This is a genomic window from Achromobacter sp. HZ01, from assembly GCF_003267925.1.
Taxonomy (GTDB): Bacteria; Pseudomonadota; Gammaproteobacteria; order Burkholderiales; family Burkholderiaceae_B; genus Achromobacter; species Achromobacter pulmonis_A.
This window is the reverse complement of the sequence record NZ_LWKV01000001.1, coordinates 910,029-925,330: the sequence shown is the minus strand read 5'-3', so window position 1 is coordinate 925,330 and position 15,302 is coordinate 910,029. Positions and strand designations below refer to the sequence as shown.

The window sequence follows — 15,302 nt, the reverse complement described above, 5'->3', positions numbered from 1 at the left end:
GAAAGAATGATAAACGCCAGCTATTAATTAATCAAATTTAATAATTTTAATTAATTGATAGCCTGAGGCAATCGGCCCCGGGGCCGCCGGCCGGCAGGCGGGGACTTGCGCCGGCGGCCCCAAGGGAGATTACACGCGCGACGGCTCGTAGCCGGCATCGCGGATCGCGGCCTCGATCGCGGCGGCCTCGCCCGCGCCCGTCACGATGACGCGGTGCGACGGCAGATCCACGGTGACGGTCGCGCCCGGCGCGGCCTGGGTCACGGCACCGGTGATGGTCTTGACGCAATGGCCGCAGGTCATGTCGGGCACTTGGAACTCGATGCTCATGTTTATCTCCAGAGGGATTCAAGGTTGGCGGACGCTGTTTTGTCCACCGTGAACACAGCTTAAACCTTCCAATTGTGTCAAGGTCAAGCGTAGAATGGGACGACACTACGGAGGTTGGCCATGAACATCGGCGAGGCGGCGAAAAGCTCCGGCATTTCCGCCAAGATGATCCGCTACTACGAAAGCATCGGCCTGATCGGCCCGGCCGTGCGCACCGACTCGGGCTACCGCGTCTACAGCGAGCACGACCTGCACACCCTGCGTTTCGTGCGCAGGGCGCGCGACCTGGGATTCTCGGTGGAACAGATGAACGAGCTGCTGGCGCTGTGGAAGGACCGCAGCCGCGCCAGCGCCGACGTCAAGCGCATTGCGCTCCAGCACGTGGACGACCTGGAGCGCAAGGCCGAGGCGCTGCGCGAGATGGCCGCCACCCTCAAGCATCTGGCGCGCACCTGCCACGGCGACCAGCGGCCGGACTGCCCTATCCTGGAAGGCCTGGGCAGCGCGCACTAGCGCCCGCTTCAGGCCTGGACCGGCGCCTCGGCGGCGGCTGCCGCGGCCAGCTTGGCGGCCTGCGCGGCCTCGGCCTCGGCGGCGGCCCGGGCGGCGCGTTCGCGCGCGCGCTCCTTCACCGCATGCACGCCGTCGGCGTCCAGCGATTCGAACACCGCGATCGACTCCACGTGGCCGGTGTGCGGGAACATATTGATCACGCCGGCGCTCTTGAGCACATAGCCGCCCTCGTGCACCAGGATGGCGGCGTCGCGCGCCAGCGTGGCCGGATTACAGGACACGTAGACGATGCGGCGCGGACGCTCCTGCGGCTCCAGCTGCGACAGGGCCTGCGACACGGCCTGCGCGCCCTCGCGCGGCGGGTCGATCAGCATGCGGTCGAAATAGCCCAGGCCGCGCAGCCAGTCCACGTCGACCTCGAACAGGTTCAGGGTCGCAAAGCTGGTGCTGCTGGCCAGGCCGTGGCGCGAGGCGGCCTCGAGCGCGCGGTCGGTCAGCGCCTTGCTGCCCTCGACGCCCACGGCTTCGCGCGCCTGCGTGGCCAGCGGCAGCGTGAAATTGCCCAGGCCGCAGAACAGGTCGGCCACGCGGTCGGTGGGCTGCACTTCCAGCAGCTGCAGCGCGCGCGACACCATGGCGCGGTTGATGGCGTGATTGACCTGGGTGAAGTCGGTGGGCCGGTACGGCATGCGCAGGCCGAACTCCGGCATGGCGTAGGCCAGCGCGTCGCCGTGCTCGCGCTCCAGCGGATGCACGGTGTCCGGCCCCTTGGCCTGCAGCCACCACTGCACGTTGTGCCTGGCGGCGAAGGCGCGCAGGATGGCGATGTCGCCGTCGGTCAGCGGCAGCAGATGGCGCAGCACCAGCGCGGTCACGCCCTCGCCCAGCGACACCTCGATCTGCGGCATCCGGTCCGGCGCCGACATCGAGGCGATCATGGCCCGCAGCGGCAGCAGCAGGTCGCTGACGTGGCGCGGCAGGACGTGGCATTCACGCATGTCGGCCACGTAGCTGCTCTTGCGTTCGTGAAAGCCCACCAGCACCCCGCCCTTCTTCGGCACCACGCGCACCGACAGCCGCGCGCGGTAGCGATAGCCCCAGGTCGGGCCTTGCAGCGGCGGCAAAATGCGCGCCGGGCGCAGCTTGCCCACGTGCCAGAACGTGTCCTCCAGCGAGCGCTGCTTGATGGCCACCTGCGTGCTGGGTTCGAGATGCTGCATGGCGCAGCCGCCGCAGACGCCGAAATGCGGGCAGCGCGGGGCGACGCGCTGCGACGAGGGCCGCAGCACTTCCTCGACGCGCGCGATCTCGTACGAGGGCTTGCGCCGCACCGTGACGGTCGAGACCCGCTCGCCCGGCAAGGCGCCTTCCACGAATACGACCTTCCCGTCGCGGCGGGCGATACCCCTGGCTTCCAGGTCCAGGGATTCGATACTCAAAACGTCAGACATCTCACGCAGTCCAGAATTACACGCAACCCGGTATTGTAAAAGGACTGCGCCCGATCCCGGAAATGGCCCGAGGCCCGTCCGCCGCTCAGAAGGCGCGCGCCACCGAAAACACCGCGCCCAGCCGCCCTGAGGGGTGGCCGTACTTGGTGGGCAGCCAGTTGTCCCGGGTCGCGCCCACGGCGGCCAGGCCCAGCACCCAGCCCTTGAGGTCCTTGGTCACGCCGAGCTTGTAGTCGACGTAATGGCCGATGGCGTCGCCGTCCATGTCGGTCTGGTTCTTCAGCTTCTGGTAGCCGACGTGGCCCACCAGGCCCCAGCCGTCGCCCAGGTCGAAGTTGGCCGTGCCGTCCAGGTACCAGGTGCCCTTGCTGTCCGGCGTACTGAAGAAATCGCTGGGCGTGTACGAGTACTTCAGGCTGTAGCTGCCGTAGGAGACGCCCAGGTACAGGTCGGTGTTGTTGTAATTGCCGCCCTTGGGCGAGCTGGAGCCCGGATAGTAGTAATGCAGCACGCCGGCGTCGAGCGCGAAGCCGCCGCCGACGTCGCCCTTCCAGCCGCCATAGAAATCCATTTCCAGGTTGCCGTCGGTGAAGACGAAGTCGGAGACGTTGGAGTTCCAGTTGCCCAGGTAGAAGCCGGAGCTGTGGGTCAGGTCGAAGCCCAGCTGCACGGCCGGGCGGAAATCGGTTTGCGAGTAGCCGCGGAACCGGTAGTCGCTGACGATGGCGGCATTGCCGCTGAGCGCGAATCCGCCGCCCAGGTCGGTGGGTTCGGCCAGCGCGGGCGCGGCGAAACTGGCGGCAAGCACAAAGGGCAAGGCGGGCAGCGTCTTCTTCATGGTGCAAAGTCCTGGTCGGATTCGAGGGAGGCGGACGGCCTCCGGGCGCGTCCGCGCCGGCCAGCCAGGAGCGGCGGCCGGTTACCGACTCATCAAGCAATGTCCATGCCAGGCCGCGGATGCCGCAGGCGGCAGCCCCGAAGCGCCCGGAATCGCCCTTTCATGCACCAGCGGCGTGCAGCCCGCGCGCCGCCATGCTCCAAAACAGGGAGCCCCCGGCACGCGCAGGCGTGGCGGGGGCTGCGATCACCGGCCGGCCTTGCGGCCGGGGTGCGGGGTTCAGTTGGCGGCCGGGGCCGTTTCGGCGGGCGCCTTGCCCTTGCCGTGGCGCGCTTCCATCTTGGCGTGGCGCTCCTGCATGCGGGCCTGGCGCTCCTTGACCATCGCGGTGACCTGGCCGCGCTGGGTGTCGTTCAGGCTGTCCCAGACGGCCAGCCACTGGTCGCGCACCTGCTTGGCCTGCGCGCCGAAGGCGTCGCGCGACTTGTCGGACGCTTCGATCAGCGCCCGCGGGTCCAGCTTGCCGCTGTCGAGCTGCGCCTTGAGCAGGTCATGGCGCTTGCCGCCGGCCTCGCGGCGCGCCTCGTGCAGGCTGCGCTGGCTGTCCTGGGCGGTCTTGAACAGGGCCTGCTGTTTTTCGTCCAGCTTGAGTTCGGCGACCTGCGCCTTGGTCACGGGACCCAGGCCGGGAATCATCAGGCCGTCGCGCATGGCTTTGTGGAAGCCGCCGCCGCCGTGATGGCGCTGCTGCATGGCGGCGGGGCCGCCGTCAGCCGTGGGAGCAGCCATGACGGCGCCGGCCGCGAGGCCGCCGGTAGCGACGACGAAAGCGAGAGCGGCCAGGTTGGAGCGGATAGCGAATCGGGACATGTGGGTCTCCTTGAGTGAAGAAAGCGAGACCATTGTGCGATTCGCCCGGTTTCAGCCGGGTTTCGCGCGCGCAAGCGATGTTTCAGTCGATTGCGCGGGGCGTCCTTGCGCGGGGCACCCTTTGCGCGGGGCGTCCTTTGCGCGGGTGTGTTGCGCTCAGTTGGCGTCCCAGGCCGCCATGTATTCCTTCCAGTGCGGCGCGTCGCTGGCGCCGAGGGTGTCGCGCACCAGCGCGATCTCGGCCTCGTAGGCGGCGCGGTCGAGTTCGCCGCGCAGGAAGCGGAAGCGGCAGTACACCAGCCAGGTGTTGACCACGTCGGTCTCGCAATAGGCGCGCACTTCGTCGGCGCGGCCCTGGCTCCAGGCTTCCCAGACCTTGCTGCCGTCCATGCCCAGCTTGCCGGGAAAGCCGCAGAGCTTGGCCAGCTCGTCCAGCGGCGCGTTGGCGCGGCCGTTGTACTTGGCCAGCAGGTCCATCAGGTCCAGGTGGCGCGAGTGGTAGCGCGAGATGTAGTTGTTGAACTTGAAATCGCGGTCTTCCTCGCCCATGTCCCAGTAGCGCGGCGCGGGCACGCCCTGGATCAGGCTGCGGTAGTGCAGCACCGGCAGGTCGAAACCCGAACCGTTCCAGCTCACGAGCTTGGGCGTGTAGCGTTCGATGGTCTTGAAGAAGCCCGCCAGCAAGGCGGCCTCGGGGTCGTCGGCCTGGCCCAGCGTCTTGACGCGAAAGCCCTGGTCGTCGCGGAACACGCAGCCCACCACCGCCACCTTGTGCAGGTGCAGCGGCAGGAAGTCGTGGCCCACCGCCTCGCGGCGCGCGGCCAGCGCGCGCTCGATCACTTCCTGGTCGGAAACCTCGGGCCCCCAGCCGTTGAGCTTGCGCAGCCCCTCGGCGTCGGGGATGGTTTCCAGGTCGAATACCAGGGTGGGCGTCATCGCGCGGGCAGGTATTGCATGGGGTCCACCGGCTGGCCCTGGCGGCGGATTTCGAAGTGCAGGCGCGGCGAGGTCGTGTCGCTCTGGCCGAGTTCGGCGATCTTGGCGCCGCGCTTGACCGTCTGGCCGGTCTTGACCAGCACCGAACGGTTGTGGGCATAGGCCGTGATGAAGCCGTTCTGGTGCTCCACGATGATGAGGTTGCCCAGGCCGCGCACGCCGTTGCCGCTGTACTTGACCAGGCCGTCGGCCGCGGCGATGACCGGATCGCCCAGCGCGCCGGCGATGTCGATGCCCTTGCTGCTGGCGTTGAAGCCCTGCACGATCTGGCCGTTGGCCGGCCAGCCCCAGTTGATGACGCCGGCGTCGGCGGCGCGCGTGGCGGGCTTGGTCTCGACCGGGGCCGGCGCCGGGGTCGGCGTGGTTTCGGGCGGCGGCGTGGTGGTTTCGGGCTGGTCCAGCGGACGCGGCTGCGTCTTGGTGCCGGTGATCGGCGCGGTCTGCGCGCCGCCGGTGGCGCTGCCCGACATCTTCAGCACCTGGCCGACGGAGATCTGGTTGGGGTCGCTGAGGTTGTTCCAGCGCTTGACGTTCTCGATGTCCACGTTGTTGGCGCGGGCGATCTTGTATAGCGTGTCGCCCGGCTTGACCACATAGGTGCCGCCGGGCTGGGTGGCGGGCGCGGGCTGCCCGCCGGTCATGTCGACCACGGGCGCGCGAGTGCCTTTGGATGCGCAGCCAGCCAGGATGGCCAGGCTGAGCGCCCCCGCGATGAAGAGCGGGCGACGCAGGCGCGCCGACGGCGCGCCCAGAGTGATATCGGTCAGTTGCAACTGCCCGTTGAGCATACGTTTCTCCTGTTTGCTCAAGATTGTATTCCGGCCCGTAGCGGCACAAAGCGCACGGCCTCTAATTCTGTGCGTTTCCAGCTGGCCGCGCCCGTGCGTTCGATCAGAACCAGGCGCTGGTTGGCGCCCCCTTCCGGAGCGATCAGGCGGCCCCCCGGCGCCAGCTGCGAAAGCAGCGCTTGCGGGATGGCCAGGCCAGCGGCAGCCACAACGATAGCATCGAACGGCGCCACGCCGGGCAGGCCCAGCATGCCGTCGCCGTAGATGAGGCGTATCCTCGTCGTCAGCCGCAAGGCGCGCAGGTGTCCGCGCGCCAGTTCGTACAGTCCGCGGATGCGCTCGATGGTATGCACCTCGCGCACGAACTGCGCCAGCACCGCGGCCTGGTAGCCGCAGCCGGCGCCGACTTCCAGCACCCGCGTGGGCGCGCGGTCCTCGCAGACCGCGGCGATCATGCGCGCCACCACCCAGGGCTGTGAAATGGTTTGCGAATGGCCGATGGGCAGCGCCGCGTCTTCGTAGGCGCGGCTGGCCAGCGCCTCGTCGACGAACAGGTGGCGCGGCACCGCGCCCATCGCGTTGAGCACGCGCTCGTCGCTGATGCCTTGCGCGCGCAGGCGCTGCACCATGGCCTGGCGCAGGCGGTCGGAGTTCAGGCCCAGGTTGCCGCCGGAGGCCGGCGCCGGCGCCTGGGCCTGGCGCGGCAGCGTGGCCGCGGAAATCCGGGTATTGCTGTTGGCCGGCGTGACGCCGGGGCTGAGCCGGCCAGAGTCGTAGCGCGCCGGGCCGCTGCGGCCGGGCACGGGCTGCGACACGTCCGGCTGGCTTATGCGTTTGCGCATAGCGGCTCCGCCCAGTTACGGATCTCGTCGAGCTGGCTGTGCTGGGTCAGGTCCAGCCGCAGCGGCGTGACCGACACGGTGCCCTGCTCGACGGCATGGAAGTCCGTGCCCGGAGCCGCGTCGGCCGCCAGGCCCACGGGGCCGATCCAGTACACCGTGTCGCCGTAAGGCGTGGTGGTGCGCACCACCGGCTGCGACGGATGGCGCTTGCCCAGGCGGGTGACGGCGAAGCCGCGCATGTCTTCGTAGCGGCGGCTGGGAATGTTGACGTTGAGCAGCACCGGCGCGGCCAGCGGCTGGGCCAGATGGCGCTCCACCACCTGGCGCGCGGCGCGCGCGGCGTCTTCGATGTGGGCCCAGCCTTTTTCGGCCAGCGAGAAGGCGATGGCGGGAATGCCGAACAGATAGCCTTCGCTGGCCGCGGCCACGGTGCCCGAATAAAGCGTGTCGTCGCCCATGTTGGCGCCGTTGTTGATGCCCGAGACCACCAGGTCCGGGCGCGCGTCCATCAGGCCGGTGAGCGCCACGTGCACGCAGTCCGACGGCGTGCCGTTGACCGCGATGAAGCCGTTGGAGGCGGTGCGCACCGACAAGGGGCGGTTCAGCGTGAGGGAGTTGGAGGCGCCGCTGTGGTTGGTCTCGGGCGCGACGACGGTGAGGTCGCCCAGGCCTTGCAGCGCCGACACCAGCGCTTCGAGCCCGGGGGCGGAGTAACCATCATCGTTCGAAACCAGAATTCGCATTGTGCATCCGAAAGAAAACAAGACACGGTGGACGTGTCCGATTGTACCGTCCGCGGAGGCCATCCGGATGACGGGGTTGAGGTCCGGGCGGCGGCGCCCCGCTCGATAACCCGTAGCCGGGCGCGACGCGCGGCGCGGTAGAATCCGCAGCCATTACGACATACCAACGGACTCCCCCTTTCCATGGCGATCACCGCAACCTCCTTCGCGTTCCATCTTGCGCTCATCCTGCTGGCCTACCTGATCGGCTCGGTGCCGTTCGCGGTGGTGGTCAGCAAGCTCATGGGCCTGCAGGACCCGCGCAGCTACGGCTCCAAGAACCCCGGCGCCACCAACGTGCTGCGCACCGGCAACAAGACCGCCGCCGCGCTGACCCTGCTGGGCGACGCCGCCAAGGGCTGGTTCGCGATCTGGCTGGCCGAAAAGCTCGCTCCCGGCATACCCGTCGGGCCGCTGTCGGCGGTGGCGCTGGCCGCTTTCGTGGGCCACCTGTATCCGGTGTTCCTGGGCTTCAAGGGCGGCAAGGGCGTGGCCACCGCGCTGGGCGTGCTGGTGGCGATCCAGCCCTGGCTGGCGGTGGCCACGGCCGCGACCTGGCTGATCGTCGCCATCTTCTTCCGCTATTCCTCGCTTGCCTCGCTGGTGGCGGCGTTCTTCGCCCCCGTGTACTACGTGTTCGGCTCCGGCCTGGCCTGGCGCGCCCAGCCCGCCATGGGCGTGGCGCTGGTCATCATCGGCGTGCTGCTGTTCTACCGCCACCGCGCCAACATCACGCGCCTGGTGCAGGGCACGGAAAGCCGGATCGGCGGCGGCAAGAAGAAATAGGCGGCGGCGCGGCGCCCTGCCCGCTCAACCGATCTCCGCCAGGTCCCACCGGGGCCTGACCGTAAAGCTGTGCGGCGCGTCGGCATCCAGCACCGCCAGCCCGGCCTTGACCCGCTCGGCCGCCGCGAACGCGATCATCGCGCCGTTGTCGGTGCATAGCGCCAGCGGCGGGAAATAGGCGGTCGCCTTCAGCGGCTTGAGCGCGGCCGCCAGGCGGGCGCGCAGCAACTGGTTGGCGCCCACGCCGCCGGCCACCACCAGCCGCTTCAGGCCGGTCTGCTTGAGCGCGCGGACGGCCTTGGCCGCCAGCACCTCGACGATGGCCGCCTGCGTGGCCGCGGCGAGGTCGGCGCGGGTCTGTTCGTCCAGGCCGCCCGCCGCCTCGGCGGCCTTGACCCGGGTCAGGACGGCGGTTTTCAGGCCGCTGAAGCTGAAATCCAGGTCGCCGCTGTGCAGCATGGGGCGCGGCAGGTCGAAGCGCGCGGCCTCGCCGCTGGCGGCCAGCCGGGCCAGCGCGGGGCCGCCCGGATAGCCCAGGCCCATCAGCTTGGCGGATTTGTCGAAGGCCTCGCCGGCGGCGTCGTCCAGCGTTTCGCCCAGCAGTTCGTAGCGGCCCACGCCGTCGACCCGCATCAGCTGGGTATGGCCGCCGGACACCAGCAGCGCCACGAAGGGGAAGTCGGGCCGCGGGTCGGCCAGCATGGGCGACAGCAGGTGCCCTTCCAGGTGATGGATGCCGATGGCCGGCAGATGGCGCGCCCAGGCGAACGACTGCGCGACGCTGGCGCCCACCAGCAGGGCCCCGGCCAGGCCGGGGCCGGCGGTGTAGGCCACCGCGCCCACGTCGGACATCTGCAGGCCCGCTTCGTCCAGCACCTGGCGGGTCAGCGGGATGACGCGGCGGATGTGGTCGCGCGAGGCGAGTTCCGGCACCACGCCGCCGTATTCCTGGTGCATGGCGATCTGGGTGTGCAGCGCGTGGGCCAGCAGGCCGCGTTCCGTACAGACGGCCGCGACGCCGGTCTCGTCGCAGGAGCTTTCAAAGCCGAGAATAATCATGGCGGCAGAGTTTACAACTGATGCGAAAATAGCGGCCCGCAAGCCTGTTAAACATACTGGGGACTCGAATGCTGGAGAAGCTATTCAAGCTGCGTGAACACGGTACGAACGCCCGTACCGAGCTCGTGGCGGGCCTGACGACATTCCTGACGATGTCGTACATCATATTCGTCAATCCGGACATCCTGTCGTCGACGGGCATGGACCGCAACGCCGTGTTCGTGGCCACCTGCCTGGCCGCCGCGCTGGGCTCGCTGGTGATGGCGCTGATCGCCAACTGGCCGATCGGCATGGCCCCGGGCATGGGCCTGAACGCGTTCTTCGCCTTCACCGTGGTCAAGACCATGGGCTACACCTGGGAGCAGGCGCTGGGCGCGGTGTTCATCTCCGGCGTGATTTTCCTGTTCCTGACGATCTCCGGCATCCGGGTATGGCTGGTCAAGGGCATCCCGCATTCGCTGCGCAGCGCCATCGCCGCGGGCATCGGGCTGTTCCTGGCCATTATCGCGCTGTCGAACGCCGACATCGTGGTCGCGCATCCGGCGACCAAGGTCACGCTGGGCGACCTGACCAAGCCCGGCCCGCTGTTCGCGATCCTGGGCTTTTTCATCATCGCCGCGCTGGACGCGCTGCGCGTGCGCGGCGCCATCCTGATCGGCATCGTCGCGGTCACGCTGCTGTCGATGGCGCTGGGCTACAACGAATTCAAGGGCATCTTCGCCGCGCCGCCCAGCCTGGCGCCGACGCTGTTCAAGCTGGACATCCTGGGCGCCCTGCACAGCGGCTTCGTGCACGTGATCCTGGTGTTCGTGCTGGTCGAAGTGTTCGACGCCACCGGCACGCTGGTGGGCGTGGCCCGGCGCGCCGGCCTGATGCCCGAGAACAAGCCCAACCGCCTGGGCCGCGCGCTGTTCGCCGACAGCTCGGCCATCGTGGCCGGCTCGATGCTGGGCACCAGCAGCACCACGGCCTACGTGGAAAGCGCCTCCGGCGTGCAGGCGGGCGGACGCACCGGCCTGACCGCGCTGGTGGTGGCGCTGCTGTTTCTGGCCGCGCTCTTCATCTCGCCGCTGGCCGGCGCCGTGCCGGCCTACGCCACCGCGCCCGCCCTGCTGTACGTGGCCGGCCTGATGATGCGCGAGCTGATCGACATCGACTGGAACGACGTGTGCGAGGCCACGCCGGCCGCGCTGACCGCGCTGGTCATGCCGTTCACGTATTCGATCGCCAACGGCATCGCCTTCGGCTTCATCAGCTATGTGGTGCTCAAGACCGCCACCGGCCGGGTGCGCGACGTGCATCCCGCCACCTGGCTGGTCGCGGCCCTGTTCGTGATCCGCTACGCCTTCTATCCGGGCTAGCGGCACGCTGCGTCGATTGTCCCCGTCAATCGGGGACATAGATTGAATCCATACAACCCGCCAGCGCATAAGGTTGCTGGCGGCCGCGGTTGAAATCGCCGATACACTCCCCAAGTATCCTGTATATGGAGTCCACCTTGCGTTTCAACCGTCCCACCCCCTCCTGCAGGGCAGTCCGATGAGCAGCCTGGCCCGCATCCCGTTTTCCGTCCTCGACCTGGCCCCCATCGTGCAGGGCCGCGACGCCGCCGACGCCTTCCGCAACACGGTGGCGCTGGCGCAGCACGTCGAGCGCCTGGGCTACCGCCGCTTCTGGCTGGCCGAGCACCACAACATCAACGGCGTGGCCAGCAGCGCCACCGCGGTGCTGATCGGCCACGTGGCGGCGCACACCAGCACCCTGCGGGTGGGTTCGGGCGGCGTCATGCTGCCCAACCACGCGCCGCTGATCATCGCCGAACAGTTCGGCACGCTCGAAACCCTGTACCCGGGGCGTATCGACCTGGGCCTGGGGCGCGCGCCAGGCAGCGACGGCGCCACGCAGCACGCGCTGCGCCGCGGCCCGCGCAGCGGCCTGGAGTTCCCCTCGCTGGTCGAGGAACTGCGCGGCTTCCTGGCGCCTTCGCGGCCCGGCCAGCCGGTGCGCGCCATACCCGGCGAAGGCCTGGACATCCCCATCTGGCTGCTCGGCTCCAGCGATTTCAGCGCGCGGCTGGCGGCCGAACTGGGCCTGCCGTTCTCGTTCGCCGGGCATTTCTCGCCCGAGGGCATGGCGGCGATGCGCCTGTACCGCCACCTGTTCAAGCCATCGGCGACGCTGGCCCGCCCCTACGCCATGATAGGCGTGCCGGTGGTGGCCGCGGAAACCGACGAGCAGGCCCGCCGCCAGGCCACCACGCAGCAGCAGAAGTTCCTGTCCCTGGTGCGCGGCAACCGGCTGCAGTTGCAGCCGCCTGTCGACAGCATGGACGGGCTGTGGAACGAATGGGAGCGTGAAGCGGTCAATCAAAGACTGGGCGCCGCCATCGTGGGCGGGCCGGAAACCGTGCGGCGCGAGCTGGAGGCGCTGGTGGCCGAAACCGAGGCCGACGAGGTCATGATCGTCTCGGATTTCTACGATATCGCCGACCGCCTGCGCTCCTTCGAAATCGTCGCAGCCCTGAAGCAGGACGCCACGGCCTGAAGGCGTCCCCGACCGCGCCCGCTCCCGGCGCCAACCATTGCGACGCGACCGCCACCCGCTCTACTATGGCCAAAAGCGCATAGAACGCCGTAGCGTCGCCAACCCCGACACCGCTTTCGCCGTACACGCGGCAAGGATGCAAAATGAGTATTGTTGAACTCACCAAAGACAGCTTCCAGGATGCCATCACTCCCGACGGCACCCTGATCGTCGATTTCTGGGCGCCCTGGTGCGGCCCGTGCCGCGGCTTCGCCCCGGTCTTCGAGCAGGCCGCCACCGAGCACCCGGACGTCACGTTCGCCAAGGTCAATACCGACGTCGAACAGGAACTGGCCGGCGCGCTGGGCATCCGCTCGATCCCCACGCTGATGGTCTTCCGGGAGAAGGTGCTGCTGTTCTCGCAGCCCGGCGCCCTGTCCGGCGGCCAATTGAACGAACTGCTGGCCAAGATCAAGGAAGTGGACATGGAACAGGTCCACAAGGAAATCGCCGCCGCCCAGAACGGCTCGGACGCGTAATCGCGCGCTGACGTGATGGCGTAGGATGGGCATGGCGCGCGCGCACCGGGGCAAACACACCACCGCCCAGCGCGCGCAGCCCACCGGGCGGCGCAAGCCGCCATTTTCCGGCAAGCTTGTATCAGACCCATCTCATATATAGATGAGATAGATACTCAATACGATTCACGCACGTTCCCCCACACTGGAAATGTGCCGATGAATCCACCGATCACGGCCGGCGATCAGGTCCCCGGTCCAGCCCCCCTCCCCACCGATTCCGCCGCAGGCCCGCGGCGCACCCTGCCGGTCGAATTCCACGGCCGCGCGCTCGATTACTTCCGCGTCTGGATCGTGAACGTGCTGCTCACCGTCGTCACGCTGGGCGTCTGGTCCGCCTGGGCCAAGGTGCGCACGCGGCGCTGGTTCTACGGGCACACGCGCATCGACGGCCACAGCTTCGACTATCACGCGACAGGCCGGCAGATTCTTGTCGGCCGGATCATCGCGTTGGCGGTGCTCGTCGCCGCTTCCATAATCAGCCGGCTCTCGCCGGCCGGCAGCCTGGCCGTCACCATCGCCATCCTGTGCCTCCTGTCCTGGACGGTCAACGCGGGCCTGCGTTTCAGCGCGGCCATGATGTCCTGGAGGAACGTGCGTTTCGGCTTTCAGGGCAATTACATGCGCGCGGCTTGCGTCTTTCTGCTCATGCCCGCGATCGCGGTATTGACGCTCGGGCTGCTGACCCCGCTCGCCTCGCGCATGGCGGGGCGCTACGTGGCCGGCGGCTACCGCTACGGCAACGCCGCCTTCGCCAGCACCCCGCGGCTGGGCGCGCTGTACGGCGCGCTCGTCCTCAGCATCCTGGTGTTCTTCGTGATCATGATCCTGGGCCTGCTGCTGGCGGCCGCCGTCGCCGCGGCCGATGGCATCGACGTCTCGATGGAGACGCTGGCGCTCGACTGGTACGCCTTCCTGTACGCCCCCGAGGGCCGGCCTCCGGCCTATGATTCGGGCCTGCTCAAGCTGCTCATCGCGGCGCTGGGCCCCAGCTTCTACGCCGCGTTTTTCATCGCCGGGCTGTACTACGGCGCCTGCCTGCGCAACGAGCTGTTCAAGCGCCTGACCCTGACGGGCGGACACCGCATGCAGAGCCGGCTGTCGCCGCTGGTCCTGATCTGGATCGTGATTTCCGGCCTGGTGGCCGCCGTCGTCACGCTCGGGCTGGCCTACCCCTGGGCGCGCGTGCGCCACTACCGCTACCTGACACAAAGCCTGACCGTGCTGGCCGCGCCGGGACTGGACGACCTGGTCTCGCGGCAGCAGCACGCGCCAGGCAGCTTCGGCGGCGAATTCAGCGAGCTCGAAGGCTTTGGCAGCGCGGCCATGTTCTGATCCCGGTCCGGTGCGGGGCCGGCTGTTCGAGTCCGGCGCCGCCGCGCACCGCCCGGCCACGCTCACGCGGCAAGCCGACGGTTCCCTGCTGCTGGACGATGGCGGTACGCGGCGGGTGCTGGCGCCCAGCGCGCTGCGCTGGTCCAGCCGCATCGCCGATACGGCGCGGCGCGCGACCTTGCCCGGCGGCGCCGTGTTCGAGACCTTCGACAACGACCGGGTCGACGCCCTGAGCCGCCGCGGACCTGGCCTGTTGCACCGCCTGGAACGCCTCGGCACGTTGCGGCTCACGCTGACGGCGGCGCTGGCCCTGGTGGCGGTGCTCATCGGACTGCTCTGGGCCGTGCCCTGGCTGGGCGACGCGGCATCGCGTTTCGTGCCGCGCGCGGCCGAGGCCCGCATCGGCGCCGCGTTGCTGGACACGCTGGACCGCCTCTCCTTTCAACACAGCGATCTGCCCGTTGCCACGCGACAGGCCATCGAGGCCGAATTCAACGATCTGGCCGTCCATGCCAGCGCGCCGCCCGGCAGCCTCGGGCTGATTTTTCGGCGCGGCGGCAAGCTGGTGGGCGCCAATGCGCTGGCCTTGCCCGGCGGCCAGGTCGTGGTCACCGACGAGCTGGTTGCGCTGGCGCCCCGGCCCGCCGACCTGGCCGGCGTGCTCGCGCACGAGATCTCCCACGTCGAGTACCGGCACGGCATGCGCCGCCTGGGCCGCCTCGCGGGCCTGTCCGTCGTGCTCATGCTCATAACCGGGGATGGCGTCGGCGCCGTATACGACCTCGGCACGCTGGGCGCCGGCCTGCTCGACCTGGGCTATTCGCGCGGCCTCGAGCGTGAAGCCGACGCGCGCGGGGCCGCCCTGATGCGACGGGCCGGCAAGAATCCCGACACGCTGGCGCTCATGCTCGAGCGCCTGAGCGCGGCGTCGGGCGAGGGCCTGCCGGGCTGGCTGTCGAGCCATCCGCCCACGCAGGAACGGGTGGATGCGATCCGCGCGCGCCGGTAGTCAGCGCGCCCCGGTCACTCCACCTCCCACCCTGCCCGCCCGCGCGTGATGTTGGCCACGGTCAGCGCCAGTTCATCAACCGCGCCGCGCGGCACGGAAAAGCGCAGCGTCACGCCGGCTTCGTTGAAATCCTCTTGCACGATGGCGGCGCCGGCCTGCGCCAGCCGGGATTTGAGCAGCGGCAGTTCGGCAAAGCCGCAGCTGCAGGAAACCGTGGCGAGGTCCACGATTTCGGTGCGCTGCCCCAGCCGCAAGCAGTTCGCCGCGCAGCCGCCATAGGCGCGCACCAGGCCGCCCGCCCCCAGCTTCACACCCCCGAACCAGCGCACCACCAGCACGGCCACCCGGTCCATGTCCTGGCCTTCGATGGCCTGCAGTATGGGGCGGCCGGCGGTGCCGCCCGGCTCGCCGTCGTCGTTGAAGCGGTATTCCTGGCCGATGCGGTAGGCCCAGCAGTTGTGGGTCGCCTCGGGGTCGCTGTGTTCGGCGAAGAAGCGCATGGCCTCCTCCACCGTCGCCACCGGCGCCGCGTAGGCGGCGAAGCGGCTTTTCTTGATGTCTTCCTGGTAGGAACAGGGCGCGGTCAGCGTGTGCGTCATGCC

17 protein-coding genes are annotated in these 15,302 nt (G+C 69.0%); 7 read left to right on the top strand and 10 right to left on the bottom strand.

Going from position 1 to position 15,302, the window contains the following annotated elements:
* Positions 1-129 precede the first annotated feature (129 nt).
* Complete coding sequence (locus tag A6B37_RS04450; protein ID WP_102771363.1) at positions 130-330, bottom strand: heavy-metal-associated domain-containing protein; 201 nt, start codon at positions 328-330, stop codon at positions 130-132.
* Between the two features lie 120 nt (positions 331-450).
* Between A6B37_RS04450 and cueR the strand changes: the two genes are divergently transcribed.
* Positions 451-843, top strand: coding sequence for a Cu(I)-responsive transcriptional regulator (gene cueR / locus A6B37_RS04445; RefSeq protein WP_111825021.1), 393 nt, complete (start codon positions 451-453; stop codon positions 841-843).
* A gap of 8 nt (positions 844-851) precedes the next feature.
* Here cueR and rlmD read toward each other — a convergent pair whose 3' ends face one another.
* From rlmD to surE, 7 genes are all read right to left on the bottom strand, one after another.
* Positions 852-2,294 carry a 23S rRNA (uracil(1939)-C(5))-methyltransferase RlmD gene (gene rlmD, locus A6B37_RS04440; protein ID WP_111825020.1) on the bottom strand — a complete coding sequence of 481 codons (1,443 nt, stop codon included), beginning with the start codon at positions 2,292-2,294 and terminating at the stop codon, positions 852-854.
* A gap of 85 nt (positions 2,295-2,379) precedes the next feature.
* The gene (locus A6B37_RS04435) at positions 2,380-3,132 is read right to left on the bottom strand and encodes a TorF family putative porin (protein ID WP_102771366.1); all 753 of its coding nucleotides are present in this window, start codon (positions 3,130-3,132) and stop codon (positions 2,380-2,382) included.
* A 279-nt stretch (positions 3,133-3,411) separates the two neighbouring features.
* Positions 3,412-4,002 (bottom strand): hypothetical protein, encoded by a 591-nt coding sequence (locus tag A6B37_RS04430; RefSeq protein WP_111825019.1) that lies wholly within the window; start codon positions 4,000-4,002, stop codon positions 3,412-3,414.
* Between the two features lie 156 nt (positions 4,003-4,158).
* A complete protein-coding gene (locus A6B37_RS04425; RefSeq protein WP_102771368.1) occupies positions 4,159-4,938 on the bottom strand; it encodes a 3'-5' exonuclease in 780 nt (259 codons plus the stop codon).
* Positions 4,935-5,786, bottom strand: a complete 852-nt coding sequence (locus A6B37_RS04420) for a peptidoglycan DD-metalloendopeptidase family protein (RefSeq protein ID WP_102771369.1) — start codon at positions 5,784-5,786, stop codon at positions 4,935-4,937. The genes A6B37_RS04425 and A6B37_RS04420 overlap by 4 nt, the downstream gene beginning before the upstream one ends.
* 17 nt (positions 5,787-5,803) lie before the next feature.
* Positions 5,804-6,628 carry a protein-L-isoaspartate(D-aspartate) O-methyltransferase gene (locus tag A6B37_RS04415; protein WP_168202108.1) on the bottom strand — a complete coding sequence of 275 codons (825 nt, stop codon included), beginning with the start codon at positions 6,626-6,628 and terminating at the stop codon, positions 5,804-5,806.
* Positions 6,613-7,371 carry a 5'/3'-nucleotidase SurE gene (gene surE, locus A6B37_RS04410; protein ID WP_102771370.1) on the bottom strand — a complete coding sequence of 253 codons (759 nt, stop codon included), beginning with the start codon at positions 7,369-7,371 and terminating at the stop codon, positions 6,613-6,615. The genes A6B37_RS04415 and surE overlap by 16 nt, the downstream gene beginning before the upstream one ends.
* Positions 7,372-7,554: 183 nt before the next feature.
* On the opposite strand from surE, the gene plsY reads away from it, so the two are divergent.
* The gene (plsY, locus tag A6B37_RS04405) at positions 7,555-8,196 is read left to right on the top strand and encodes a glycerol-3-phosphate 1-O-acyltransferase PlsY (RefSeq protein WP_102771371.1); all 642 of its coding nucleotides are present in this window, start codon (positions 7,555-7,557) and stop codon (positions 8,194-8,196) included.
* A 24-nt stretch (positions 8,197-8,220) separates the two neighbouring features.
* On the opposite strand, the gene tsaD is transcribed toward plsY, so the two are convergent.
* Entirely contained in the window at positions 8,221-9,255 is a 1,035-nt protein-coding gene (tsaD, locus tag A6B37_RS04400; RefSeq protein ID WP_111825018.1) for a tRNA (adenosine(37)-N6)-threonylcarbamoyltransferase complex transferase subunit TsaD, read from the bottom strand.
* 68 nt (positions 9,256-9,323) lie between these two features.
* Here tsaD and A6B37_RS04395 point away from each other — a divergent pair, with 68 nt between their 5' ends.
* The 5 genes from A6B37_RS04395 (at position 9,324) to A6B37_RS04375 (ending at position 14,700) form a co-directional block, all read left to right on the top strand.
* A complete protein-coding gene (locus tag A6B37_RS04395) occupies positions 9,324-10,616 on the top strand; it encodes an NCS2 family permease (protein WP_102771373.1) in 1,293 nt (430 codons plus the stop codon).
* A gap of 178 nt (positions 10,617-10,794) precedes the next feature.
* A complete protein-coding gene (locus tag A6B37_RS04390; protein WP_111825017.1) occupies positions 10,795-11,799 on the top strand; it encodes an LLM class flavin-dependent oxidoreductase in 1,005 nt (334 codons plus the stop codon).
* Positions 11,800-11,942: 143 nt separating this feature from the next.
* On the top strand, positions 11,943-12,317 hold the full coding sequence (locus A6B37_RS04385; protein ID WP_111825016.1) for a thioredoxin family protein: 375 nt from the start codon (positions 11,943-11,945) through the stop codon (positions 12,315-12,317).
* Positions 12,318-12,515: 198 nt separating this feature from the next.
* Positions 12,516-13,691: a YjgN family protein gene (locus A6B37_RS04380; RefSeq protein ID WP_111825015.1), complete on the top strand. Its 1,176-nt coding sequence runs from the start codon at positions 12,516-12,518 to the stop codon at positions 13,689-13,691.
* A 10-nt stretch (positions 13,692-13,701) separates the two neighbouring features.
* Positions 13,702-14,700 (top strand): M48 family metallopeptidase, encoded by a 999-nt coding sequence (locus A6B37_RS04375; RefSeq protein ID WP_168202107.1) that lies wholly within the window; start codon positions 13,702-13,704, stop codon positions 14,698-14,700.
* Between the two features lie 14 nt (positions 14,701-14,714).
* Here A6B37_RS04375 and A6B37_RS04370 read toward each other — a convergent pair whose 3' ends face one another.
* Positions 14,715-15,299 carry a YigZ family protein gene (locus tag A6B37_RS04370; protein WP_102771848.1) on the bottom strand — a complete coding sequence of 195 codons (585 nt, stop codon included), beginning with the start codon at positions 15,297-15,299 and terminating at the stop codon, positions 14,715-14,717.
* Between the last annotated feature and the right edge of the window lie 3 nt (positions 15,300-15,302).

Bases quoted from the DNA above. Each gene is read 5' to 3' on its own strand.
- surE (WP_102771370.1), bottom strand. From the start codon at position 7,371: ATGCGAATTCTGGTTTCGAACGATGATGGTTACTCCGCCCCCGGGCTC.
- A6B37_RS04420 (WP_102771369.1), bottom strand. From the start codon at position 5,786: ATGCTCAACGGGCAGTTGCAACTGACCGATATCACTCTGGGCGCGCCG.
- A6B37_RS04435 (WP_102771366.1), bottom strand. From the start codon at position 3,132: ATGAAGAAGACGCTGCCCGCCTTGCCCTTTGTGCTTGCCGCCAGTTTC.
- cueR (WP_111825021.1), top strand. From the start codon at position 451: ATGAACATCGGCGAGGCGGCGAAAAGCTCCGGCATTTCCGCCAAGATG.
- A6B37_RS04370 (WP_102771848.1), bottom strand. From the start codon at position 15,299: ATGACGCACACGCTGACCGCGCCCTGTTCCTACCAGGAAGACATCAAG.
- A6B37_RS04430 (WP_111825019.1), bottom strand. From the start codon at position 4,002: ATGTCCCGATTCGCTATCCGCTCCAACCTGGCCGCTCTCGCTTTCGTC.
- plsY (WP_102771371.1), top strand. From the start codon at position 7,555: ATGGCGATCACCGCAACCTCCTTCGCGTTCCATCTTGCGCTCATCCTG.
- A6B37_RS04390 (WP_111825017.1), top strand. From the start codon at position 10,795: ATGAGCAGCCTGGCCCGCATCCCGTTTTCCGTCCTCGACCTGGCCCCC.
- A6B37_RS04425 (WP_102771368.1), bottom strand. From the start codon at position 4,938: ATGACGCCCACCCTGGTATTCGACCTGGAAACCATCCCCGACGCCGAG.
- A6B37_RS04385 (WP_111825016.1), top strand. From the start codon at position 11,943: ATGAGTATTGTTGAACTCACCAAAGACAGCTTCCAGGATGCCATCACT.
- A6B37_RS04395 (WP_102771373.1), top strand. From the start codon at position 9,324: ATGCTGGAGAAGCTATTCAAGCTGCGTGAACACGGTACGAACGCCCGT.
- A6B37_RS04450 (WP_102771363.1), bottom strand. From the start codon at position 330: ATGAGCATCGAGTTCCAAGTGCCCGACATGACCTGCGGCCATTGCGTC.
- tsaD (WP_111825018.1), bottom strand. From the start codon at position 9,255: ATGATTATTCTCGGCTTTGAAAGCTCCTGCGACGAGACCGGCGTCGCG.
- A6B37_RS04380 (WP_111825015.1), top strand. From the start codon at position 12,516: ATGAATCCACCGATCACGGCCGGCGATCAGGTCCCCGGTCCAGCCCCC.
- rlmD (WP_111825020.1), bottom strand. From the start codon at position 2,294: ATGTCTGACGTTTTGAGTATCGAATCCCTGGACCTGGAAGCCAGGGGT.
- A6B37_RS04415 (WP_168202108.1), bottom strand. From the start codon at position 6,628: ATGCGCAAACGCATAAGCCAGCCGGACGTGTCGCAGCCCGTGCCCGGC.